The 22,976-nt window shown below is 50.4% G+C and carries 25 protein-coding genes; 7 read left to right on the top strand and 18 right to left on the bottom strand.

Annotated elements, in window-relative coordinates; translation table 11 throughout:
- From PY479_RS03395 to PY479_RS03355, 9 genes are all read right to left on the bottom strand, one after another.
- Positions 1-549, bottom strand: a complete 549-nt coding sequence (locus tag PY479_RS03395; protein WP_275482880.1) for a hypothetical protein — start codon at positions 547-549, stop codon at positions 1-3.
- Complete coding sequence (locus PY479_RS03390; RefSeq protein ID WP_212594737.1) at positions 549-797, bottom strand: acyl carrier protein; 249 nt, start codon at positions 795-797, stop codon at positions 549-551. Before PY479_RS03390 ends, PY479_RS03395 begins: the two co-directional genes overlap by 1 nt.
- 9 nt (positions 798-806) lie before the next feature.
- On the bottom strand, positions 807-1,061 hold the full coding sequence (locus PY479_RS03385) for a phosphopantetheine-binding protein (RefSeq protein WP_212594736.1): 255 nt from the start codon (positions 1,059-1,061) through the stop codon (positions 807-809).
- Positions 1,048-1,839, bottom strand: coding sequence for a lysophospholipid acyltransferase family protein (locus PY479_RS03380; protein ID WP_275482879.1), 792 nt, complete (start codon positions 1,837-1,839; stop codon positions 1,048-1,050). Before PY479_RS03380 ends, PY479_RS03385 begins: the two co-directional genes overlap by 14 nt.
- On the bottom strand, positions 1,833-2,558 hold the full coding sequence (locus PY479_RS03375; protein ID WP_275483001.1) for a beta-ketoacyl synthase chain length factor: 726 nt from the start codon (positions 2,556-2,558) through the stop codon (positions 1,833-1,835). The genes PY479_RS03380 and PY479_RS03375 overlap by 7 nt, the downstream gene beginning before the upstream one ends.
- A 197-nt stretch (positions 2,559-2,755) precedes the next feature.
- Positions 2,756-3,646 carry a DUF3014 domain-containing protein gene (locus tag PY479_RS03370; RefSeq protein WP_275482878.1) on the bottom strand — a complete coding sequence of 297 codons (891 nt, stop codon included), beginning with the start codon at positions 3,644-3,646 and terminating at the stop codon, positions 2,756-2,758.
- Positions 3,647-3,819: 173 nt separating this feature from the next.
- The gene (gene recG, locus PY479_RS03365) at positions 3,820-5,895 is read right to left on the bottom strand and encodes an ATP-dependent DNA helicase RecG (protein ID WP_275482877.1); all 2,076 of its coding nucleotides are present in this window, start codon (positions 5,893-5,895) and stop codon (positions 3,820-3,822) included.
- Between the two features lie 108 nt (positions 5,896-6,003).
- Positions 6,004-6,933, bottom strand: coding sequence for a calcium/sodium antiporter (locus PY479_RS03360; protein WP_212594732.1), 930 nt, complete (start codon positions 6,931-6,933; stop codon positions 6,004-6,006).
- A gap of 141 nt (positions 6,934-7,074) precedes the next feature.
- Complete coding sequence (locus tag PY479_RS03355; protein ID WP_275482876.1) at positions 7,075-8,733, bottom strand: AMP-binding protein; 1,659 nt, start codon at positions 8,731-8,733, stop codon at positions 7,075-7,077.
- 244 nt (positions 8,734-8,977) lie between these two features.
- Here PY479_RS03355 and PY479_RS03350 point away from each other — a divergent pair, with 244 nt between their 5' ends.
- Entirely contained in the window at positions 8,978-9,457 is a 480-nt protein-coding gene (locus tag PY479_RS03350) for a hypothetical protein (RefSeq protein WP_275482875.1), read from the top strand.
- Positions 9,458-9,518: 61 nt separating this feature from the next.
- Here the strand turns inward: PY479_RS03350 and PY479_RS03345 are convergent, their stop codons facing one another.
- The 4 genes from PY479_RS03345 to gmk are packed head-to-tail and all read right to left on the bottom strand — an operon-like array spanning position 9,519 to position 13,037.
- Positions 9,519-9,902 (bottom strand): RidA family protein, encoded by a 384-nt coding sequence (locus tag PY479_RS03345; protein WP_212594729.1) that lies wholly within the window; start codon positions 9,900-9,902, stop codon positions 9,519-9,521.
- 22 nt (positions 9,903-9,924) lie between these two features.
- Positions 9,925-12,045, bottom strand: coding sequence for a bifunctional GTP diphosphokinase/guanosine-3',5'-bis pyrophosphate 3'-pyrophosphohydrolase (gene spoT / locus PY479_RS03340; protein WP_212594728.1), 2,121 nt, complete (start codon positions 12,043-12,045; stop codon positions 9,925-9,927).
- A gap of 28 nt (positions 12,046-12,073) precedes the next feature.
- Positions 12,074-12,355: a DNA-directed RNA polymerase subunit omega gene (gene rpoZ / locus PY479_RS03335; protein WP_133040421.1), complete on the bottom strand. Its 282-nt coding sequence runs from the start codon at positions 12,353-12,355 to the stop codon at positions 12,074-12,076.
- 58 nt (positions 12,356-12,413) lie between these two features.
- The gene (gene gmk / locus PY479_RS03330) at positions 12,414-13,037 is read right to left on the bottom strand and encodes a guanylate kinase (protein ID WP_275482874.1); all 624 of its coding nucleotides are present in this window, start codon (positions 13,035-13,037) and stop codon (positions 12,414-12,416) included.
- Positions 13,038-13,204: 167 nt separating this feature from the next.
- Between gmk and PY479_RS03325 the strand changes: the two genes are divergently transcribed.
- The 5 genes from PY479_RS03325 to yjjG all read left to right on the top strand — a co-directional run bounded on the left by PY479_RS03325 (position 13,205) and on the right by yjjG (position 19,359).
- Positions 13,205-14,386: a hypothetical protein gene (locus PY479_RS03325; RefSeq protein WP_275482873.1), complete on the top strand. Its 1,182-nt coding sequence runs from the start codon at positions 13,205-13,207 to the stop codon at positions 14,384-14,386.
- A 10-nt stretch (positions 14,387-14,396) separates the two neighbouring features.
- A complete protein-coding gene (locus PY479_RS03320) occupies positions 14,397-15,500 on the top strand; it encodes an aminoglycoside phosphotransferase family protein (protein ID WP_275482872.1) in 1,104 nt (367 codons plus the stop codon).
- 74 nt (positions 15,501-15,574) lie between these two features.
- Positions 15,575-16,987: an MFS transporter gene (locus PY479_RS03315; protein ID WP_275482871.1), complete on the top strand. Its 1,413-nt coding sequence runs from the start codon at positions 15,575-15,577 to the stop codon at positions 16,985-16,987.
- 171 nt (positions 16,988-17,158) lie between these two features.
- A complete protein-coding gene (locus PY479_RS03310) occupies positions 17,159-18,556 on the top strand; it encodes an amino acid carrier protein (RefSeq protein ID WP_275482870.1) in 1,398 nt (465 codons plus the stop codon).
- 104 nt (positions 18,557-18,660) lie between these two features.
- On the top strand, positions 18,661-19,359 hold the full coding sequence (gene yjjG / locus PY479_RS03305) for a pyrimidine 5'-nucleotidase (RefSeq protein ID WP_212594723.1): 699 nt from the start codon (positions 18,661-18,663) through the stop codon (positions 19,357-19,359).
- A gap of 63 nt (positions 19,360-19,422) precedes the next feature.
- On the opposite strand, the gene ccmE is transcribed toward yjjG, so the two are convergent.
- Genes ccmE through ccmA form a run of 5 tightly spaced genes read right to left on the bottom strand, consistent with a single transcriptional unit; the run spans position 19,423 to position 22,204 of the window.
- A complete protein-coding gene (gene ccmE, locus PY479_RS03300; RefSeq protein ID WP_212594722.1) occupies positions 19,423-19,914 on the bottom strand; it encodes a cytochrome c maturation protein CcmE in 492 nt (163 codons plus the stop codon).
- Positions 19,911-20,120, bottom strand: a complete 210-nt coding sequence (ccmD, locus tag PY479_RS03295; protein WP_228730371.1) for a heme exporter protein CcmD — start codon at positions 20,118-20,120, stop codon at positions 19,911-19,913. The genes ccmE and ccmD overlap by 4 nt, the downstream gene beginning before the upstream one ends.
- Positions 20,117-20,860, bottom strand: coding sequence for a heme ABC transporter permease (locus tag PY479_RS03290; RefSeq protein ID WP_212594721.1), 744 nt, complete (start codon positions 20,858-20,860; stop codon positions 20,117-20,119). Before PY479_RS03290 ends, ccmD begins: the two co-directional genes overlap by 4 nt.
- A gap of 1 nt (position 20,861) precedes the next feature.
- Entirely contained in the window at positions 20,862-21,548 is a 687-nt protein-coding gene (gene ccmB, locus PY479_RS03285; protein WP_212594720.1) for a heme exporter protein CcmB, read from the bottom strand.
- Positions 21,549-21,556: 8 nt separating this feature from the next.
- Positions 21,557-22,204, bottom strand: coding sequence for a cytochrome c biogenesis heme-transporting ATPase CcmA (gene ccmA, locus PY479_RS03280; protein ID WP_212594719.1), 648 nt, complete (start codon positions 22,202-22,204; stop codon positions 21,557-21,559).
- A gap of 324 nt (positions 22,205-22,528) precedes the next feature.
- Here ccmA and PY479_RS03275 point away from each other — a divergent pair, with 324 nt between their 5' ends.
- The gene (locus PY479_RS03275; RefSeq protein WP_212594718.1) at positions 22,529-22,831 is read left to right on the top strand and encodes a c-type cytochrome; all 303 of its coding nucleotides are present in this window, start codon (positions 22,529-22,531) and stop codon (positions 22,829-22,831) included.
- Positions 22,832-22,976: the final 145 nt, after the last annotated feature.

Here is a 22,976-nt window from a genome sequence, read left to right as displayed (position 1 = left end):
TTACGATCTTGTCAGCCAAAAGTGGCGGTATAGCCATTCACTGCCGGCCAGTAGGCCAATCAGCAGGTAGGCAATGAGTCCGTTGTATAAGGTCCAGGTAGCTAAACTGGTATACAGCGCAGTGTAAGTTGCCATGGAACCATTGATGACAAACAGTAAACACCACAGCCCGGTCACTTTACGTAAATATGGCCGCGCGGCGTCTGGCAATTGTGGTTCGGTGATCTTTGCCAGCCGCTCTACCATGCTGGGCCCCTTCAGCAATGAACTGCCAAACAGCCCTAACATGCACAGATTCATCACTATCGGGTAGTAAAGCAGCCAGTGCTGCTGCCTTGCGACAAAACTGCCCAGCGCCAATAACAGGCCGAATAACACCGGCAATGCCAGTAAACGTAGCGGCTGCTTTTGTGTCACTAAGCGCATCAACAACAGCAACGCTAACAGCGGCGCCAGCAGGTTTCCGGGCAGATAATTGAGCCCCAGGTAAACTGCCAGCGGGTAGCCCAGCAACAGAATAAAGGTCACTGCCTGGGCCAGTTTACCCATCAATCATTGACCAACTGCTGAATAGCATTCACCACATCATCGACAGTCCGAACCGCTTTAAAGGCTTCGGGCTGAATTTTTTTGCCGGTGATCTGCTGCAGTTTTATCACTAAATCTACGGCGTCAATGCTGTCTAAATCCAGATCTTGATACAGCGATGCTTCCGGGGTGATATCTGCCGCGTCTATTTCGAATTCATCTTCCAGAATACGGCTCAGCATCTGCAGGATCTGTTCACGGTTTTGCATTGCCATCTCCTACGACCGCTGTGATTCAATGAACTTGGCTAATGTCGCGACACTGTAAAAATGATCGCGAGTCGCTTCAGAATTGGCTTCGATTTTGACATCAAACTGCTTTTTAATCGCCAGTCCCAGTTCCAGTGCGTCAATCGAATCCAGTCCCAAGCCCTCACCGAACAATGGTGCATCAGTCTCGATATCTGCGACGCTAACATCTTCCAGATCCAGACTATCAATAATCAATTGCTTGATTTCGTCATGTAAGCTCATAGTTTCCATCTAATTGTTGTCGGTAATAAATTTCCAGCTCATGAGTGAGCCGGCGAGCCTGTTTGGCACTGCTATCCTCAACAGCGGTTACTGTCTCAATATGTTCGCCAACCTGCACTTGAATATGCATGGTCCTGCGAGGAATTTCATACCAGGGATCCTGTTTGGTCAAGCCGGCATTACTGACTTTGAGGACTACAGGCAACAGTTCTGCATGACAGCGCAGTGCAATATTGGCCGCGCCGCGAGCAAAGTCGTTAATCACTTCACCTTTGACGGTACGGGTACCTTCCGGAAAAATAATCAGATTGGTACCTCGATTTAATACTTCACGACAATCGGCCAGCAGCAACTCTGCGCCACGATTGGGAATATAGCCCGCCGCAGAGACCACTCCACGCATAAATGGGTTGCGCCAGAGCCCCTGTTTAACAATACAGCCAGCATTGGGCATCAGGCTGATCAGCACCACTACGTCAATTAAGGTTGGGTGGTTAGCAATCACGACCATCCCCTTAGCTTGTTGTAATTGTTGACAATAGTGACTATCAAGACGAATGACGCGTGCCCAGGTTAACATTCTGACAAAGACGCGGAACATCAGATGAACTGCCTTCTGAACGCGTTGAATACGCGCATTGGCATCTCCAGGCCAATATTTGAGCAGCGGGAGTAGCGTAAACGAGCTGATTAGCCCGCCAACACCAAAGGCAATATAGCAACTCATACCGGCCAACCAGCGTGGCAGATAACCCAGCCCCTTGGAAGTGTCTAGCATGCTCCCTCCCGAGGTCGTAATTGCCAGTACATACCTGCAAGTTGTCCCGCTGTTGCTCTGCATGTCGCAAGACTTTGCAGCAGTTGGCCATAACACAAAGATGATGTGTCTTGATGGTGAGTGTCCAGTGTCAGGGAGGCGATCCCAGCACAAGTCTCGGGAGCCAGCACCAATGCTAACGCTAATGGATACTCAGGTTCATTGACAAAGTCTTGATAGACTTGCGGCACCGGGTCGTCGCCAAAGACTAGCAATACCGGCTTCGAGTCTTCTACAAGTAAGGTCCAGGTTTCGACCAGTGCCTGGCTTAAGGTATTGCGGCCTGCCGCAATAGACGTAGATGGAGCCTGATCTTGCGTGAGAATACCAAAGACACCACTGGCGGTGTTATGCACGGACTGGCTGAACCCCATGGGTGACAAGGGTTGTTGTTGCAGCATTTCTTCCAGCAGCGTTATGGTGCGATGGAGTTCTCCGTGGCGTGAGGCAAACACTGAGCGGCAATCGGGCTGCGGTTGCGCCATAAAGGCAGCCTCTAGCATCATTTTCGTCAGCCTGCTGAACCGGCGCTTTTGCATGGAGGGCACTTGCTGCAATGGCGGCACAGCAGTATGCACCGGCGTAGCACCATTGGCCTGTTGCCACTGCTGCCAGTCCTGACGTTGTTGATAGTCGGGAGACCAGGCTCCCCAACTGAGAATGCTGAACGTTAGTTGCACTGTGCTGTCTCTGAACTGCCTGCCAAAATCCCCAGGAATGTTGAACAGCTCCTTTGGTTCCGGCAAGAACTCATCCTGTGTTGAATTCAGTATAAGCGGGTATTTTACATTGATTGACAGAGACTGCAGAAGCCATTTGTTAACAGAAGCTTCTGCAGTTAACAAAAAAGCCCATGCAGTAACATGGGCTTTTCGCATTATTGAGGCAACAGTGTTTGGAGTTGTCGCAATACTTTCTTGATTTTACGCGTGTTATCCGGGCCCATACGGATCAACAATTTTTGGGCATTGGGCAATGCTTCGAGCTTAGGGTCAACGAACTTGTAGTTGACGCTGATGGAATACAGTTCGATGGGCTCGTCCACTATTGGGGTGCCCAATAGCACTTTCATCGCCTGATGTAACCGCTGATTGAAGGTCATATTGGGGTAACCTAATTCGGCAAATGCCTGTTCCAATAACGGTGACATCTGCTTATAGGTGGCCAGTAACTGGTTATCATCAAGACCGCTGAGAAAATCCGCGTAGACGTCGTATCTATGGTAGCTGTCAGGATCAAGGTACGTCTTGTTAGTGATGTCTGATACGGTAAATTTTTGGGTGGGCGCTTTCATTGGACTGGTTTTACGTGCCAATTCACCCTGCGCCAGATTATCTACAAAGACCACGAACTGGCGCACCATGTCACTGTCATTCAGTAATGGATTGATATTCATGCCATCGGCCATTTGTACCACTTTATCGTGCACAAACTTATCGCTATCAGCAAGTGCTGGCAGTTGCTCGGCAGCTGGTTTGGCTGCCTCTTCTTGTGCTTGCGGCGCTGCCGCAGTAGGTTGTGGCTGAGCTTCCGGTTCAGGTACCGGCGCGTCTGTTTGTAGTGGCTGTTCTGGTGCGGTATCTGGCAGACTGACCGCAGCTTGCTCTTCACTCTGCTGCGGCGTTTCTGTGGCACTTTCATCTTTGGTCAAGTAATACCAGCCGCCTCCAGCGAGGACGATGACCAGCAGCGCTAACACCCAGATTACACCGTTGCCACCGGATGCCTGCTTCCCAGGAGCAATTCTATCTTCTTCATTGACTTGCATAGGATTTCCTTTCTTCACAAACAGTGAGGAGCGCCCCCTCATTCTGCCAATATTGTGGTGATTGTCCACCAAACTGCCCCTGGTTGGCAGGGATTATTATGTTTCATAATTCGTTGCCGAACATTGTGCGGCAAATTGTTTTAATGTTGGCTGAACAAATGTTTATTTTTTGATCAAGCTTGAACATATTGTTGTCGATCTCCTAACCAGCGCTGGATAATGCCATCAACGTTTTCTGGTGCTTGTTGCATCAAGTGCTGCGCCAGTTTTTGAATGTGTGGAATTAATGCCTGGTCTCGTACCAAGTCGGCCACTTTCATCTCTGCCAGCCCAGTCTGGCGGGTGCCCAATACTTCTCCTGGACCACGTATTTCCAAATCCTGCTGTGCAATGACAAAACCGTCGTTACTTTGCCTGAGCACACCTAGACGCTTGGTTGCTGTCTGCGACAGTGGTGGCTGGTACATCAATACACAGTGACTGGCCACCGCGCCGCGTCCCACCCGGCCACGCAGCTGATGTAACTGCGCCAGTCCCAAGCGCTCAGGGTTTTCGATAATCATCAGGCTGGCGTTGGGCACATCAACGCCTACTTCTATGACAGTGGTTGCCACCAACAGATTCAATTCACCCTGTTTAAAACGGTCCATTACCTGTTGTTTTTCGCTACTTTTCATTCGACCGTGGACCAGACCGATATGTAGATTGGGCAACGCGGCTTTTAATTCTTCCCAGGTATCTTCTGCGGCCTGGCACTGTAGCACTTCCGATTCTTCAATTAAGGTACAGACCCAATATGCCTGACGGCCATCGTCCAACGTGGCGCGCCGCACTCGCTCGATCACTTCCTGTCGGCGGTGGTTGCTGATCGCCACCGTGGTCACCGGCGTTCTGCCTGGGGGAAGTTCATCAATAATCGAGGTATCTAAATCCGCATAAGCAGTCATCGCCAGCGTTCTTGGGATCGGGGTGGCGGTCATGATCAGCTGATGTGGGTAATAACCCTGCATTGCCCCTTTTTCCCGCAGCCCAAGGCGCTGGTGTACGCCAAACCGATGTTGTTCATCGATAATGATCAACGCCAGCTTGTGAAACTGTACCTGTTCCTGAAAGATAGCATGTGTGCCGATGACCATCTGTGCGCTGCCGTCGGCAATCTCCTGCAACGATTGCTCGCGGAGCTTGCCTTTAAGTTTTCCGGCCAGCCAGCCGACTTTTAGTCCCAATGACGTAAACCAATTGCTGAAATTAAGGGCGTGCTGCTCTGCCAACAACTCGGTTGGTGCCATCATTGCCACCTGATAGCCGTTTTCAATCGCCTGTAATGCTGCCATTGCCGCAACCAGCGTTTTACCTGAGCCCACATCGCCTTGCACCAGACGCATCATTGGCTGCGGTTTTTCGATATCACGGTTGATATCGGCTACAACGCGTTGCTGCGCGCTGGTGGGGTGAAATGGCAAACGCTTTAAAAATGGCCTAAGTAACTGTCCGGTCGCTGGCAACGACACCGCTTTATCCTGATTACTGCGCTGCCTTAGTTTCAACATGCTCAGGTTATGCGCCAGCAACTCTTCTTGTACCAGCCGTTGCTGCGCGGGATGTTGTCCTTGCATGAGGCGATAGATATCCACGTCGGCGGGCGGCCGGTGTAGCAGCCGTACCGCTGCTGCCAGACTCAGTTGATTGGGGCGCAGGGTTTCGGGGATCAGTTCCTGCAGTCCGCCCTCTTGTAACAACGCCAATGCCTGGCTGCTGAGCTTGATCCAGCTGGCTTGCTTCAGTCCTTCAGTGGTGGGGTAAATGGGGGTCAGACTTTCATTGAGGGCTGGTGGCTCTCCGGTCGCAAAGATTTTGTACTCGGGATGAATGATTTCTGCATGGTGACTGCCATGGCGTATCTCACCGTAAGCACGGATCATCAGCCCTTGTTGCATGGCGTTGCGTTGGGCCGCAGAAAAGTTGAAAAAGCGCAACGTCATCGTGCCGCTGGCATCGCGAACATTGCAGGTCAGCATGCGCTTACGGCCATTGATAATCTGGCTGGATTGGATTTCTGCTTCTATGGTGCCATAGTCGCCGGGATGTAGCTCGGCGATGGCATAGATACGGGTACGGTCTTCATAGCGCAGCGGCAGGTGGAACAGCAGATCCTGTACTGTGTGAATTCCCAGCTTTTCCAGCTTGCCGGCCATTTTGGCCGCAATGCCTTTGAGCTCGGTGATGGGAATAAGATCCAGTCTCTGCAAAACGTTAGCACCGGATTACTGTGAATTTATACATATATTATCAAAGATTACCCCTTTGACAATGTACTTATTTTCGCCAGCCACGACAAATACTAGTTGTTGTTGCCATTAGGCTGATGCGTGGCTCACCAGCCATGCCATATAACCCAGATATGCGAGCAAGAGCAGCATGCCATCACGGCGGCCAATGCGGTAACCGCGGTGCGCCAATGGCAGCAATACCACTGCCAGCGCCAGCATTACGCCAAAGTCCAGAATACTGAAGCCGGCCGCGCTAATCGGATGTACCAATGCGGTGATCCCCAGGATCCCCAGCAGGTTGAATAGGTTAGACCCGACCACATTACCAATGGCAATGTCACTTTGTCCTTTCATGGCTGCAACCATCGAGGTAACCAGTTCCGGCATACTGGTACCGATAGCGATGATTGTCAGACCGATCACGGCTTCGCTAATATCAAACGCACGGGCCAGATCTACCGCGCCGTTAACAAACAATACGCCACCGCCGACCAGGCATGCGATGCCAATAACAATAAGTAATATGGATAACAGCGGATTACGAGGTCCGGCTTCAAATTCTTCAGTGTCATCTGCGCCCGCGCTGTAATAGCTGTGCACCAGATAGGCCAGCAGCAAGAGTGACAATATTAAGCCATCGACTAGCCCGAGCAATCCATCAAGTAGCAGTAACCACACCAGTAGCGAGGCCCCAATCATCAGGGGAATGTCGCGGCGAACCATCTGAGATTGTACACCTACAGGCCGAATAAGTGCGGTTAGTCCTAGGATCAGACCGATGTTGGCAATGTTGGAGCCGATCACATTTCCCAAGGCAATGCCGGGACTGCCGGCCATTGCGGATTTAACACTGACCGCCAATTCAGGGGCACTGGTGCCGAAGGCGACGATGGTCAGGCCAATCACTAGCGGAGTAACGCCCAAGCGTAAGGCAATGGCACTGGCACCACGAACCAATGCCTCTGCTCCGAAAGTAAGGATCAGAAAACCACCGAGAATTGACAAAAAAATCAGCATGTTTATTACAGCTCACGAGTTGATTTGGCGAATGGCGCTGGAGTGTCAGCATAAGGAGTTTGCTTGGCAAAGCAAGGAATATTCGACAGAATATGTCAAAAAGACCCCGGCAAACGCCGGGATCGTGCGGATTGTCATGCTTTAAATTTCATCTTCCCAAACCACCACCGCACCGCGGACTTTCTCTGCCTTTGCGGTATAGCGCTGTTCCAGTACATGCCGTTTGATTTTTAGTGTCGGTGTTAACACGTCGTTTTCAATCGTCCAGGGTTCAGTAACCACAATCAATGCATCGACTGTTTCGTGGGATTCCAGATTCGGATTGATTGCATCAAGTGTGGTTTTAAGGGAGCTACGCACCTCTTCCCGTGGCTGCAGCATGGCTCCTTCAGACAGTTGTATCAAGGCGACCGGGTGCGGGAGTCCTGAGCCGATGACACACAGCAATTCTACGTGCGGGTCTTGTGCCAGCTTGCGCTCAATCGGCACTGGAGCGACGTATTTGCCTTTGGCGGTTTTGAAATTATCTTTCACCCTGCCGGTGATACTGACGCAGCCATCTTTATCGATTTCGCAGAGATCGCCGGTGCGGAAATAGCCCTCTTCGTCAAAGGCAGCAGCTGTTGCTTCTGGTGCTTTATAGTATTCCCGCATCAGCCCCGGACTTTTCACTAATAACTCACCGTCGGCGGAGCGTTTGATTTGACAGCCAACAATTGGCTTCCCAACGGTCCCGATTTTGCTGGCATCAAATGGATGATTAATAATGGAATACGCACAGTTTTCGGTCATGCCCCAGGCTTCGCAGATGTCCAGCCCGATACTGTGATACCAGTGCACTAATGAAGGTGGGATCGGGGCGGAACCTGAGCCCAACAGTCGTGACTTACCAAGGCCCAGACCTTGGTGGATCTTGCGCTTCACCAGCCAGTTCAATAGCGGAATTTTCAGCAGCAGATTGAGTTTTCTGAAACTGCCGACTTTATCGATAATGTTTTTCTGGAACAGGGTCCACAGCCGCGGCACTGAGAAAAATACTGTGGGTTGCATGCGTTGTACGTCGGCGACAAAGGTTTCTAGGCTTTCCACAAAAGCGACCGGACAGCCGGCATAAAACGATGATCCCTCAATCGCGACCCGCTCCGTAATATGGGCCAGTGGCAAGTAGGAAAGCAGGCGATCTTCCTGTGAGGCTTTTAAGTCTCGCACGACGGCATTGCAGGTCCAACTGTAACTGGCAAATGTCTGTACCGCGCCCTTAGGCTTACCGGTAGAGCCGGAAGTATAGATAAGTGTCATTATTTGCTCGGCGGCCGGTAGCGGCGCATCCACCAATGGCTGCCCCATATTCAATAACTGCAGCCATTGGTATTGTGCGGGCATCGTTTCATACGGTAATGCCAAGCGTAATAGCTCTCCGCCGACGCCGGCTTCCTGATCTGCCCAGTGATCCAATTTGCCGACAAATATGGCTTTGCAACCACTGTGCTCCAAAATATAACGGATAGTATCGGCATTGGCTGTGGGGTAGATAGGTACACTAATGTAGCCACCATGCATCAGCGCTAAGTCAGTGATAAACCACTCGGCACAGTTTTTTGATAGCAGTGCTATTTTCTCTCCTGGCTCATAACCCAGATGGCGTAACGCCCCTGCTAGACGTTGTGCTGTTTGTTGCACCTGGCGCCAACTGTAATCACGGAATTGCCCTTTGATGGGTTGACGCAGATATACGGCATCGCCCTGAACCTCTGCCCATTGATTGAGCATTTCCACTGGACTTTTATAAGAAGCTGACATGGGTTTTCCCCTTAAGTTAACCATTCGCTACTTGCCCCAAAACCAGCAGCATTATGTCGAAACTCTCTGTTTTCTAAAAATATAAAACACTTGTTTGATTATGGCGGGCAATTAACCGAGGTGCAAATCCGATGAGATCTCTGCCTGATTTCCTAAGTTGCTTTTATGTGGTCGCCCTCGGGGTTTTGGTTGTCGAATTCCGCTAATTTAGCGCACGAATATCACAACAATTATGAGCACATCAATGGAACTGAAATTTATAAAATTAACGGCTTGTGTGGGGATGGCAATGTTATTGGGGGCGTGTTCAGCAACCACATCACTGACAGCGATGCAGCCTGACACGACAATTTATATCAAGGATGCCAAAGGGCAGGATGCACCACGCACAGAGACGTTGGCAACCACCAGTTTTGGGCATTATGAGTTTAAGGCGATTCAACCGGGACAGCAGCCTTTTTATGGCGTGTTACCCCTAAAATTTAACGGCGGATATTTGGCAACCGATATCATCTTGTTCGCCCCGGCAGCGTTCTTTAATTTGCGAGAAGTGTTCCCTTATTATCAGTTTGATGTCGCAAAACAATGCCTGCGGTATCGCAAATCCGAACAGGATAATTGGGTGGAATATGTACCTACCGCCGCTGAGAAACAACGCGCCGAAACCTGGTTTAAGCAATCAGGTATTACGCCAGTAACCGTAACCGCGAAAGACAATCAGTAAGCGGATGATTGAAATTAAAAAAGGCGCTGTATAGCGCCTTTTTTAAGTCGAATGATATGCGTTAAAGCTCGACCACGCCGTCCATTTCTACCTGAGCGCCTTTCGGCAGTTGTTTAACGCCGATGGCTGCGCGGGCAGGGTACGGTTGCTGGAAGTAACGTCCCATCACTTCATTGACCTTGGCGAAGTGACCTAAATCAACCATGTAGATATTGAGTTTGACAATATCGGCCAACTCACCACCCGCCGCCTGGCATACGGCTTTGAGGTTTTCAAATACTTGAACTACCTGCGCTTCAAATTCGTCACCGGCAAGTTCCATGGTGGCAGGAACTAAGGGGATCTGTCCGGAAAGATAAACGGTAGAACCTACTTTCACTGCTTGGGAATAGGTGCCGATAGCTGCTGGTGCCTTATCGGTGGCAATAATCTCTTTCTCAGCCATAACGCTTGGTGACTCCTTGTGGTTAACGGTTTCGGGAAATACGCAGCACTTCTGGCAATACCCGGATGCGGCGCATCACGTTGGCCAGATGCACACGATCGCGCACGGAAATACGCAGATGGATCAGATAAACCCGGCCATCGCGCTCTTCGGTGCTGATATTGCTGATATTGGAACCTTCTGCGGCAATAATGTTCGTGATTTTTGCCAATGCACCTTGATGGTTAACGATTTCAATGCGCACATTGGCCTGGAATTCAGTACCGTCAACCGCGTCCCATTGTACGGGAATATATTTGTCCGGTTCGCTCTGGTAGCCACGAATATTGGCGCAGTTTTCCATGTGAACCACCAGCCCCTTACCAGGGCTGACATAGGCGATGACCGCATCGCCCGGGATCGGACGACAGCAGTTGGCAAATGACACTAGCATGCCTTCAGAACCGCGAATTGGCATCAGGTTACTGTCATCATCTGCTTTACGAGAATCGACAGAATCCCCCTTGAGTCGTTGTGCTATCACCAGGCTCATGGCGTTGCCGAGGCCAATTTCTGTCAACAACTCATCAAAATCTTTATGTTTGGTATCGGTAACGACTTTATTGATCTGTTCCTGGCTGAACTGCTCCAGTTTACTGTCACCCAGCGCATGGTTCAGCAGCCGTTTACCGAGCGCAATGGCTTCGTCTTTTTTAAGATTCTTCAACACCTGACGGATTTTGGAGCGTGCTTTGCCGGTCACGACAAAGTTCAGCCATGCAGCGTTAGGTTTGGCACCTTTGGCGGTGATGATTTCGACGGTCTGCCCGGATAACAGCGGTTGGCTTAGCGGGTAGGACATGCGGTTCACTTTGGCGCCAACACAGGTGTTACCGACATCGGTGTGGACTTCATAGGCGAAGTCAACCGGCGTTGCCCCCACTGGCAGCTCCAGAATTCGCCCTTCGGGTGTGAAAACGTAGATTTCGTCTGGGAACAGTTCAGTTTTAACGTTCTCGACAAATTCAAAGGATGACGAAGCACTTTGCTGCAGTTCTAACAGGCTCTGCATCCATTTGCGTGCTCGCAGCTGGGTGGTGGTGCCACTGGTCCCCGGTGCTGCCGCACTTTGGCCACTCTTGTACATCCAGTGCGCGGCTACCCCTTTATCTGCCATCTGATCCATATCTTCAGTACGGATCTGGATCTCCACTGGCACGCCGTGTGGACCAATGAGCGACGTATGCAGTGACTGGTAGCCGTTAGCCTTAGGAATCGCAATATAGTCTTTGAAACGTAGAGGCCGTGGTTTGTATAAGCCATGCATGACCCCCAGCACCCGATAACAGGTATCAACACTGTCAACGATGATGCGGAAGGCATAGATATCCATTACTTCCTGGAATTGCAGCTCTTTGCTGCGCATCTTGTTATAAATGGAGTAAAGGTTTTTTTCGCGGCCTTTCACTTTGCCGTGAATGCCAGTGTCTTCCAGGCGCGTGTGGATAGCGTTTTCTATCCCTTGGATCAGCTCTTTACGGTTTCCACGCGCCGCGCGTACAACTTCCTTTAACACCCGGTAACGCATCGGGTAATAAGCCTGAAACCCCAGATCTTCCAATTCGGTCTTGATATTGTGAATACCGAGACGGTTGGCAATCGGTGCGTAAATTTCCAGGGTTTCACGAGCAATGCGTCGGCGTTTGTCTGGTCGTAAAGCGCCAAGCGTGCGCATGTTGTGCGTGCGGTCGGCCAGTTTGATCAGGATGACCCGGATATCTTGGGTCATGGCCATCATCATTTTGCGGAAGTTTTCAGCCTGAGCTTCTTTTTTGTCGCGGAATTTGATTTTGTCGAGTTTGGACACCCCTTCCACCAGTTCGGCAACAGACTCGCCAAACATGTTGGTGAGATCTTGGTGGGTGACATGGGTGTCTTCAATCGTGTCGTGCAGCAGGGCTGCCATCAGCGTCTCATGATCGAGACGCATATCGGCAAGAATATGTGCAACCGCTACCGGATGCGTGATGTAGGGTTCACCACTGGTGCGCATTTGCCCTTCATGGGCATCGCGCGCCACCTGATAAGCCTGTTTGAGTAATTCTACCTGCTCCGGCTCCAGATAAGCGGCCGCGGCTTCCCTGAGACCTTCAAACAGATACAAGTGGTGATACTCCTACTATCAAATCGCCTTACAGCGACTGGTGGCCTTCAGCAATCGCAGCCACGGCAGCAATTTCAGCTGCTTCGCGTTCACGCACACTCTGGCGCTCATCGGCTTCCAGAGTTTGAGCGTTCACCAGACCCTGTTCGATTTCGCGCAGGGCGATTACGGTTGGCTTGTCATTTTCTTCTTCCACCAGGGGATCTTTACCCTGAACGGCGATCTGACGGGCGCGACGGGCCGCAACCATAATCATGTCAAAACGGTTGCCGATCTGCTTTACGGCGTCTTCTACAGTTACGCGAGCCATGTGTTGGAACTCCAGTGTGTTCAGTGAAAAAATGACGCAAAAGTGTACACGAAGGCAGTTAATCTGCCAACAGACCTTTAAGCATATCACTGTGGGTGTTGATTTGACTAGCTTGAGTCAGCCGTTGGCTGCGGATTATTGCCCGCAGATCCCCAAGCGCCTGCTCAAATTGGTCGTTAACGATAATAAAGTCGTACTCGTTATAGTGCGACATTTCAGAAACCGCTTTCTCCATCCGGGACGCGATCACTTCTGCTGAGTCCTGTCCCCGGCCTTTCAGACGCTGCTCTAGCGCTTCACGGGACGGCGGCAGAATAAAAATACCGACAGCTTCTGGCATCTGTTGCTTAATTTGCTGCGCCCCTTGCCAGTCAATGTCGAGAAAAACATCGATGCCGTCTGCCAATGCTTGTTCAATCACCCGGCGAGAGGTGCCGTAATAGTTACCAAAGACTTCGGCCCATTCCAGAAATGCGTTTTCGGTAATGAGCGTTTTAAATTCATCGACGGACACAAAGTAATAATGCTGTCCGTGAGATTCGCCAGGGCGAGGCTTGCGGGTGGTATGTGACACAGACACCTGCATGTCTTTGGGCGTATCAGCCAGCAACGCGGCAATCAGTGAGGATTTCCCTGCACCACTGGGGGCCGATACAATAAAAAGATTTCCACGGGCACTCATAATTTATATCCGGATAGCGTCTTTTGTGGGTGATTGACGGAAAAATAGGGGCGACATTATAAGACTGTGGTGAAAGGCTTACCAGTGCCACTGACATTTGAGTGTAAATTCGTTAGTCTGTCATCACATTATTGTAGTGCAGCAACCGGGCTATAAAAGAGGACATCGTGCTGTTTAAATCGCTTATCTGTCTCCGCGGATGTGACCTTGGCTGGCGACATCTTCTGATCAGTGGGGCAGCTTATTTATCGTTGATGTTGCTATGGTTACTTTTCGGTAGCCGTTACTTTATCTGGTTGCCAGGAATGCTGTTATTGCTGTTGGTTCTGGCGACTTCTGTGCGGCGCATGCGCGATGCTGGCAGGCCTTTATTGATCGCGGCGGTGGCGATTTTACCCTGGTTACTCGTGCTGGCGGCGCTGTCGACTGAAGGTGTCGATATTTATTTCAACATTGGTTTAGGCCTTGCGGTATTACTGCATTTGGGCTTGGCATTTATTCCCGCCGTGGCCGGTTCGGGCGCAATAAATCGGCGTGAGTATCTGCAAGGATATGCTGGGCCCGTTGATCTATCGCCTAAAACCCGGGGAAGGCGAGTCGAGCCGACCATCGGCGCAACTGCTGCTGTGGCAACCGTGACCACAACCACAATAACGGAACCCTATGGACAAACGTTTCAGACCCATGATGATGTCGCCCTGGAACCTCAGATAGTTAATGAGGCTGTCGCTGCTGATACCAATATGCCAGAGGATTCATCGTGGCAGGAACCTTCGCCACCCGGCTCGTTATCGGCAATGCTGTCGGGTTGGCAACAAATAGTCCGTGATTTATTGCAACCAGCCTGGCAGTACCGCAAGGCGCTCAGCGCATTTGCGGCCGTGTCGGTTTGTATAATGATGGCGCTGGTGTGGTGGTTCAGTCCATCTGCTGCGCCGAAGGTGGATGCTCCGCTCCAAGCCATGGATACAGCACAGCCAAGTGTCAAGCGGCAGACGGTGAAACTGCCGGATCATTTCAGCTTGTCACTGGAGCAGGATAATTTATATCTCTCCTGGCTGGGTGACACGCTTAAACCAGGCGTTATTTGGGACTTGGCATCCGCGACAGGCGACCAACGCTGCGCCGCATTGCAGTTTAATGATGGCAGCCAGTTTCGACCGCTTAAGGTGAGTATTATTAATGGCAACGGTTTAGTGGAAGCCGCTTTTAGTCCACTGGATACTAAAGCGTTGATCAACGATATCGCAATGCGCGGTAGTATTAAACTTTGCGGCTATGATTTTAGCCTCAAAGGCAGTCAGGCAGCGCTGCAAGCAGACAATGCCTTTAGCCAGTATCTGAAATAAGGAATCGGACTTGTCACCCGCAGCAAATATCAAAACTGATAGGCTGATCCGTGAGGCGGTGTTACCCCACTATTTTGACGAAAAGGCGATCTCACCGCTTGTCATAACGCCACTGGGCAATGGCCATATCAATGGAACTTGGTTAGTCGATGATGGCGGCTCAGCACTGGTGTTGCAGTGCATTAACACGATTGTTTTTCCTCAACCGTGGCAGCTGATAGCCAATTCCACTGTTATTGCGCAGCATTTGGCGGATAAACATGATCAGGGCAGTTATCCACTCACTTATACCCGGCCATTGCCCACCCGCGACAATCATTTAGCCGTGGATTTGGGGGAACAGGGCTTCTGGCGCGCGATCAGCTATATCCCGGATAGTTGCAGCATTGAACAGCTGACAAATGTCACCCAAGCGGAACAGCTCGCGCAAGCCTTTGGGCAGTTTGTCGGCGCACTTGCAGACATTGATGCTCACCAGTTGGCGGAGGTGATCCCCGGCTTTAGATCGCTCGCGGGACGATTACAGGCGTTACAGCAAGCCGCCACGGCTGATCGGTTGCAGCGTTTACGCAGTTGCCTTAACTGGTATGAATTGGCGTTGTCGCAACAGTCGTTGCTCAAGGAGTTAGCCGACATTGAGCCACTATTGCCCCTGCGTGTTTGTCATAATGACACTAAAATCAATAACTTGCTTTTTTCACAAGGGCTGCAGTTGCCGGTGGCGGTAGTTGACCTGGATACCTGTATGCCGGGCTACTTGATGTATGACTTTGGCGATATGGTGCGCAGCTGTTGTGCTGCGGTGGCTGAAGACAACACGGCATTGGCGTCGGTACAGGTGTTGCCAGACTACTTCGCGGCGCTTACGCGAGGCTGGCAACGCGCGCTCGGACAGATCATGACCGCTGCTGAACGTGAGAGCTTATGGTTAGGCGTGCGGGTGGTGACCCTGATGCTCGCGGTAAGATTCCTGACGGACTATCTGGATGGCGATAATTATTTTCGGGTCGAGCATCCACAGCACAATTTGCAGCGGGCCGCGAATCAGTTCACCCTCTATCAACGACTGTTGGCGCAGGAATCAGAACTAATTGCCTCCCTGAGCAATTTATAATCTGGTATTGCTATTTCGCTTACTCCATAATCGCTCAATAATGCAACTATCCGCAGCACAAGGATATTGTGACTATGGCCGTCACCTCGTCGGCAGCCACGTCTCAAGTTAAGCGGGACCCCCGCAATAGCTGGTTACGGCTGACACTTAAACGTTCGCAACAGGAAGCGTTGGCCTCATCAGCCATGACGGCGACCAGTGACAATTTTTTTAACGCGTTTGCCATCTCTTTAGGTGCCAGCTTGTCGCAGATGGGCTGGGTTACGGGGCTGCCACAGCTGTTTGGTGCCATCAGCCAATTGTTATCAGTATGGCTCGCCAGCCACTTCCCACGTCGTCACTTTATTGTGTTTTGTGCAGCGCTGCAGGCGGTGGGGGTGTTAGCCATGGGCTTATTGGCCGCCCTCGCTGGTGAGCATGCTGTCTGGTTATTTATCCTGCTGGCAATGTTGTACCAGGGCTTTCTTAATCTTATTCAGCCCCATTGGCGGGCCTGGATGGGGGCAATTGTACCCGCCAGACGCCGTGGCACCTTTTTCGCGGCGCGCACCCGCTTAACCCAGATAGCGTCACTAACCGTTTTCCTGCTTGGCGGGACGGTGCTGAATTTGACGGATTCCTTCAGCATGGCCTGGCTGGGATTTTCGTTATTATTTGCCGCCGTTGCCTTAGGACGTTTCGTGTCTGCCTGGCTACTGTGGAAAATGCACGACCCAGAACCTACCATTCCGCATACTCCGGGACTGTTTATACAGACACTGCATCAATTCAGCGAAGCCTGGAAAGACAAGGTATTTCGGCAATACAGTCTGTTTGTAGCTGGAATGCAGTCGATGGTGGCCATTTCGGCACCATTTTTTGCGGTGTACATGCTGGAAACATTGCACTTTAACTATTTGCAGTTTGTGATGAGCAGTGTCGCCTCAATTTTAACCCAGTTTATCACCCTGAGATTTTGGGGGCGTTTCAGCGATCTCTATGGTAACCGGTTGGTGATGATCATTACGTCATGCATGATCCCCACATTGCCATTGGTGTGGTTATTCTCTGATAACTTCTATTACATTTTGCTGATCCAGGCTTATTCGGGTATCTCCTGGAGTGGCTTTACATTAAGTACGGCCAACTATCTCTATGATATCCGTCCATTTCGTTCCGACTTTGCTTGCTACGCGGCATTACAGGCGGCACTGAGTGCCGGGTTGGTTTTTGTGGGGGCGCTGTGTGGTGGTGTGGTTGCCAGTCACGCTGCTGATTTCCTGACTTGGAGCGGTTGGCAACTCGCCAGCCCTATCTTTGTAGTGTTTTTGGTGTCTACCGTGTTACGTGCGTTAGTGGCCTTATGGTTTATTCCGCGCTCAGTGGAGCCCAAAGTGCGCCCACGTCCCCAACTGCTGCAACTGGTGTTCCGCATCCGAGGCTTTAATGCAATCTCTGGGGTCGCGTTGGATTGGCTGACGGTAGCGAAACGACGGCGCGATGAGTAGCGGTTGAGGTGCCATCGATGGTCCTCGGTATTTTTGAATGATCCTAATTGGTTTCGCTTTTTAAACTTTATTTATGCAATTCTACTGAATAAAAATAAGATATTCAGCCGCAATTCTTGATTAAGTAAGCCAGCTTGGTACGCTAGACAAAATTCACCTGGAGTTAACAATATGACTTTTGCCGAGGCGACCTCTGCCTTTGCTAACTATGCATGGGGCCCCCATATGCTGTTTTTGCTGGTGGGCGGCGGTCTGTTTTTCTTGTTGTATTCCGGCTTCGTACCATTTCGTTATTTGAAACACGCGATTGATATCGTCCGTGGCAAATATAATGAGCCTAATGCTGATGGCTACATCTCTCATGCTGGGGCATTGTCCAGTGCGATGGCTGGAACTGTCGGGATGGGCAATATTGGCGGTGTGGCCTTAGCCATCGCTGCGGGGGGGCCAGGCGCAATTTTCTGGATGTGGGTCAGTGCACTCGTCGGAATGGCGACCAAGTTTTTTACCTGCACCTTGGCGATTATGTATCGTGGTAAAGACGATACCAGCCATGTTCAGGGCGGCCCTATGTACATTGTGACGCAAGGTCTGGGCGCAAAATGGAAGCCGCTGGCGATTTTCTTCGCCGTCGTAGGGCTGGTGGGGAATGCACCGTTATTCAACGGTAACCAACTGGTGCAAATCCTCAAGGAGCAGCTGTTTCAGGTGCATGACAGTACTACCACTAGCGGCGCGCAGTTTTGGCTGGAGCTGGGTATTGGGATCTGTGTCATGCTGCTGGTCGCTAGTGTGGTATTGGGAGGCATCACCCGTATTGCAGCAGTCGCGACCCGCTTAGTGCCGACCATGATTTTGCTTTATGTCGGCTGTGCGCTGTTTGTACTCATCAGCCACCTCGGGGAAATCCCGCACTATTTTGCGATGATTATTGAAGATGCATTTTCGGTCAATTCGATCGCGGGCGGGTTACTCGGTACCATGCTGATCGGGGTAAAACGCGCGGCTTTTTCCAATGAAGCGGGTATCGGAACTGAAGTGATGGCTCACGGCAGCGCCAGAACCGCTGACCCGATTAAAGAGGGGCTGGTGGCAATGTTGGGTCCGGCGATTGATACCTTACTGGTGTGTACTGCAACGGCGTTAATCATTCTTATTTCTGGTGTCTGGCAATATAGCGGCATGGACGGCATTAGTTTATCCAGTGCTGCATTCGCCACCACCATCCCTGGAATTGGTCCTTACCTGTTGATGTTGTGCGTGTTCTTTTTCTCTATCACCACCATTATCACTCAAGCGTTTTACGGCAGTCAGTGCTTTCGCTTTTTGTTTGGCAGCCGTTATGTGAATTTATACCTGTATCTGTTTCTGGGAGCCATTTTGTTCGCAGCGACTACCAGTCTCGATAACGTGGTCAATATCATTGATGGGTGTTATGCATTGATGGCAATCCCCACCATGTTGTCAGCCATCCTGTTAGCGCCACGGGTTAAGGCGGCGGCACGAGACTATTTTGCACGGCTTGCGGCGTCTAAAGAGGCTGAGACTGAGATTGAAGTTGAAAGTTGATAACGCGCAGACGTTGGCAATTAATGACCTATATTGCGACTTCTGCCTTTGGCGGCATAAGATCAGCAACGCTTTATGGAGTTCATTGTTGCTGAGGAGAAACTATGTCTAGCCCTAAACACCCGGATTATGATTGGGTATTGTTTGATGCCGATGACACGCTGTTCAATTTTGATGCGCCGCGCGGGCTACGACTGATGTTTTCCCAATATGGCGTGGATTTTGGCCCGGCGGAATTTGCCGATTATTCTGCCGCGAATATTCCGTTGTGGCAGGCTTATCAAGCACGGCAAATCGATGCGGAAACATTGCAGCGCCAGCGCTTTGCCTGTTGGGGACAACGGCTTGGTGTTGCGCCGCTGCTGTTAAACCAGCAGTATCTGCTGGCGATGGCCGAAATCTGTGAAATGTTGCCGGGTGCGGCAGAGCTGCTTGCTTGCCTGCGCGGTCATGCAAAGTTGGGCATTATCACCAATGGTTTTTCAGCGTTGCAACGGATTCGTCTGGAAAAAGTCGGGCTCACAGAGTTGATCGATGTGTTGGTGATTTCTGAAGAAGTGGGCGCTCCCAAGCCGGAAAAGGCCATTTTCGAGCACGCATTGGCGCAGATGGATAATCCGCAACGAAGCCGAGTGCTGATGGTGGGGGATAATCCCCATACGGATGTGCTTGGCGGTCTTAATGCTGGCTTACATACTTGCTGGCTCAATAGTCTGGGCGCTCCGAGACCTGAAGGAATAATCCCTCATTTTGAGGTCAATTCGTTGCCTGAGTTGCAACAACTGCTGTGTCTGGCAGCGTAACGTCTAGATTTAAGACAACAAAAAAGCGCCAACTAGGCGCTTTTTTAATGATAACGTTAGCCGTTATTTACTACCACCAGACATCTGCTCTGCAGTGTATTCCATCTTCTGATGGTTTTTACCCATTGCTGCCGCAACTTCTGGTGGCATGTAGTTTTCGTCGTGCTTTGCCAGCACTTCAGTCGCTTCCAATTTTCCTGGAGCAACTAACACACCTTGCGCGACTACACCCTGGCCTTCACGGAACAGATCTGGCAGCAGGTCATCATACGTCACTGTTACCTGTCCGCCATTGGCATCATGTACTGCAAAACTGACATTAAGGCTTTGAGGATCCCGGACGACTGAACCTTCAGTCACCATGCCACCGATGCGGATACGATCACCAATTTCTGGTCTGACACCGGTGTCTACTTTCCCGTTGAGAATTTCAGACGGAGTGTAGAACAGGTTGAGGTTAGAATTCAGCGCATACAACAGCAATGAGGCTACTGCTGCTACACCGCCCACCAGCGCACTGGCCAGTACTAATCTTTTTTTGCGTCTTGAGTTCACTGTCTGTTACTCCGATGTTGCGCCAGGCGTTCTTCACGCTTGACCTTTGCTGCAATCTCTTTCAATACTCGATTTTTACGAGTAAGACAAAAACCAATCAATATGGCTAACGCGCCATAAGCGACACCATAAGCCAACCACACATAGAAGGCATAACCGCCCATGTGGATAAATTCTGTTACTGAATGGAATTGTGCTTGCATCATTTGACTCCTTCAGCTTGTGCCAGTTCCCGAACCCAAGGGCGCATACCGTTGCGTGCGAGGATTTCTGCGCGGAAGCGAATCAGACTCAGTGCGCCGATCATGACACCAAAGCCTAAGATGTTGATGACCAATGGCACCAGCATATCAGGTGGCATAGCGGTTTTGCCGGTCATCTTGATCGAACCTTGATGCAAAGAATTCCACCAATCCACGGAATACTTAATTATAGGAATATTAATTACACCTACGATGGCTAAAATGCCAGCAGCACGTGCGGCTAATACTTTATCTTCGAACGAAGCGTAGAGCGAGATCACACCTAGATACAGGAACAGCAGCACTAGCTCTGAAGTCAGACGTGCATCCCATACCCACCAGGTGCCCCACATCGGCTTGCCCCAAGTTGAACCAGTGATCAGCGCAATAAACGTGATGACCGCACCAACTGGTGCAATGGATGCCGCCATCCAGTCAGCCAGTTTGATTTGCCAAACTAGGCCAACAAACGCCGCAATTGCCATACCGATATAGGCACTCATAGACATTGAGGCGGCAGGCACATGCACAAAGATAATGCGGTAACTGTCACCCTGTTGATAGTCAGTAGGTGAAAAGACCATGCCCCAGATAGTGCCTGTCAGTAGCATCAGGGTCGCAAGAATCGATAACCAGGGAATAAATTTCCCGGCCAATTGGTATGCCCTCTGGGGCTCAGCGTAAGGATGTAACCATTTCCACATATCAGTTTGTACTCACACGTAATGAGGCGCCGATGGCAAATGGCGCCAGAACCAGGGAACCGACCAGCAATGCGGCAATAATTGCCAGCTGACCGTCATAGGGTTGTTTAGTTGCGGCAAACTCGATTGCGCCTGTCGCGAAAATCAGTACTGGGATGTATAACGGTAAAATTAACAAACTTAACAAAACCCCGCCTTTACGCAGTCCCACCGTCAGCGCTACACCAATCGCACCAAGTAAACTCAGCACGGGGGTTCCCAGAAGTAACGTCTCGATAAGTGCGGGGTAGGCACTCGCATCCATATGTAATAGCACTGCCAGCAGTGGGGCCACAATAATCAATGGCACACCAGTCAGCAACCAGTGGGCCAATACTTTAGACAGCACCAATAGCTGCAGTGGCTGCGGGCTTAACAACATCTGCTCAAGACTACCATCTGCGAAATCAGCCTTGAACAGTCGTTCCAGTGACAACATAGATGCCAATAACGCAGCAACCCAGATAATTCCTGGGGCTACCCGACTGAGAATTTTGGCTTCAGAGCCGATACCTAATGGAAACAGGGTAACGACGATGATGAAAAACAACAGCGGATTGAAAATGTCGCCACGATGACGCACGGCAATCTTCAGATCGCGTTGGAGCAGGGTAAAAAATGCTTGGGTATAACTGATTCCTCTGTTCATTTCATTCCCTATACAAAGCGATAATCCAAACGAATTTTACGTAATCTGTCGTCGGAGATAATGCCCATATCCTGGTGTGTTGTGAGGATCACGCTGCCACCATTATTGGCGTGAGCGATAAATAACTCCTCAAGTTCGGCAACCCCTTTCTTGTCAATAGCGGTGAAAGGTTCGTCCAGAATCCAGATTTTGCAGGCAGTGTGCCATAGACGAGCAAGCGCAGTGCGGCGATGTTGTCCGGCGGACAGGTGACCTGCCAAGGCATCTTCGAACCCGGTGAGGTTAACCTTTGCCAGTATTGCTCTTGAATCGACCTGAGCGTAGCCATTGATCCTTAAGTTGAAGTTAAGGTTTTCTTCGGCGGTCAGCTCGCTTTTGACACCGGCAAGATGTCCCAAATACAGGAGATCTTCGTTAAATTCGTCACGACAACGGACAATCGGTTCTCCCTGAAACAGCACATCACCGCCATAAGGACGGGACAGGCCGGCAAGGATCCGTAACAGGCTGGTTTTTCCTGCGCCGTTGGGGCCTTCAATCTGAACAATATCGCCACTGTTGATCTCAAAGCTGAGGTCATCAAACAGAATCCGTTCTTCACGGATGCAAGTGAGGTGGCTTGCCGACAGTAATGCTGGGTTGGTTTGTGCTGTCACTTAGCCCTCGATAAACATGCACTTCTAGAACTGCAAAGATCCTAACATAAAGCTACAAATGGGTTTACAACTGCTTTTGACTAAGTGTCAGCAATTTGATGCGCTTCCAATAAAAAGGATCTTTTGGGAACTTTTTCATAAGTGGATAATATATTAGTGATTTACAAAACTTTATCTGTTAAGCAATTTTAAGATGAGAGTTAGGTCACAAAAAGATGTGTTTAAGCACACTTTGATGTAGGCTGATGCGGTGTTGAATAACAAGTCTATCGTATTACTAAGGTAGCTATTTTCTCATAAGTCATTGCTTTAGGAACGAAGTGTATGAAAAAGATATATACCCTTGCCGCGATTGCCACGCTGGCGTTTGCAGCGAATGCCTCTGCTCAAGACGAAGGTGAAGCGGTTTACAACAAGTCTTGCATGTTTTGTCATGCCAGTGGCGTCGGTGGTGCACCTCGTGCGCATCAGGATGCGGCCTGGAAATCGTTGATGGATAAGGGCATGGATGCGCTGTTGAAGAGTGTTAAGGACGGTAAGGGCAACATGCCAGCAGGCGGGATGTGCAGCAGTTGTTCTGATGACGAATTCAAAAAAGCCATTGCATTTATGGCGCAGAAAAAGTAACTAAATTCGAGTCCGAGTAATAAAAAACCGGCAATGAATGCCGGTTTTTTTATTGTCAGCCCAAAACCACCTACTTCAGTAGGTGGTTATCATTCATGAAAGGGCTTTGCCCGTATATCTACTCATGCTAAATGCTTCCTCGATT

Source organism: Shewanella sp. A32, assembly GCF_029167175.1.
Lineage (GTDB): Bacteria > Pseudomonadota > Gammaproteobacteria > Enterobacterales > Shewanellaceae > Shewanella > Shewanella yunxiaonensis.
Note: the sequence above shows the minus strand (reverse complement) of the source record. Positions and strands in the feature narration are given on the sequence as shown.

Coding starts and splice junctions, on each gene's coding strand:
- PY479_RS03310 (WP_275482870.1), top strand. CDS start 17,159: ATGACTTTTGCCGAGGCGACCTCTGCCTTTGCTAACTATGCATGGGGC.
- ccmB (WP_212594720.1), bottom strand. CDS start 21,548: ATGAACAGAGGAATCAGTTATACCCAAGCATTTTTTACCCTGCTCCAA.
- PY479_RS03275 (WP_212594718.1), top strand. CDS start 22,529: ATGAAAAAGATATATACCCTTGCCGCGATTGCCACGCTGGCGTTTGCA.
- PY479_RS03350 (WP_275482875.1), top strand. CDS start 8,978: ATGGAACTGAAATTTATAAAATTAACGGCTTGTGTGGGGATGGCAATG.
- PY479_RS03345 (WP_212594729.1), bottom strand. CDS start 9,902: ATGGCTGAGAAAGAGATTATTGCCACCGATAAGGCACCAGCAGCTATC.
- PY479_RS03290 (WP_212594721.1), bottom strand. CDS start 20,860: ATGTGGAAATGGTTACATCCTTACGCTGAGCCCCAGAGGGCATACCAA.
- PY479_RS03315 (WP_275482871.1), top strand. CDS start 15,575: ATGGCCGTCACCTCGTCGGCAGCCACGTCTCAAGTTAAGCGGGACCCC.
- PY479_RS03355 (WP_275482876.1), bottom strand. CDS start 8,733: ATGTCAGCTTCTTATAAAAGTCCAGTGGAAATGCTCAATCAATGGGCA.
- yjjG (WP_212594723.1), top strand. CDS start 18,661: ATGTCTAGCCCTAAACACCCGGATTATGATTGGGTATTGTTTGATGCC.
- PY479_RS03395 (WP_275482880.1), bottom strand. CDS start 549: ATGGGTAAACTGGCCCAGGCAGTGACCTTTATTCTGTTGCTGGGCTAC.
- PY479_RS03380 (WP_275482879.1), bottom strand. CDS start 1,839: ATGCTAGACACTTCCAAGGGGCTGGGTTATCTGCCACGCTGGTTGGCC.
- PY479_RS03360 (WP_212594732.1), bottom strand. CDS start 6,933: ATGCTGATTTTTTTGTCAATTCTCGGTGGTTTTCTGATCCTTACTTTC.
- ccmD (WP_228730371.1), bottom strand. CDS start 20,120: ATGATGCAAGCACAATTCCATTCAGTAACAGAATTTATCCACATGGGC.
- gmk (WP_275482874.1), bottom strand. CDS start 13,037: ATGAGTGCCCGTGGAAATCTTTTTATTGTATCGGCCCCCAGTGGTGCA.
- rpoZ (WP_133040421.1), bottom strand. CDS start 12,355: ATGGCTCGCGTAACTGTAGAAGACGCCGTAAAGCAGATCGGCAACCGT.
- PY479_RS03370 (WP_275482878.1), bottom strand. CDS start 3,646: ATGCAAGTCAATGAAGAAGATAGAATTGCTCCTGGGAAGCAGGCATCC.
- PY479_RS03385 (WP_212594736.1), bottom strand. CDS start 1,061: ATGAGCTTACATGACGAAATCAAGCAATTGATTATTGATAGTCTGGAT.
- PY479_RS03390 (WP_212594737.1), bottom strand. CDS start 797: ATGCAAAACCGTGAACAGATCCTGCAGATGCTGAGCCGTATTCTGGAA.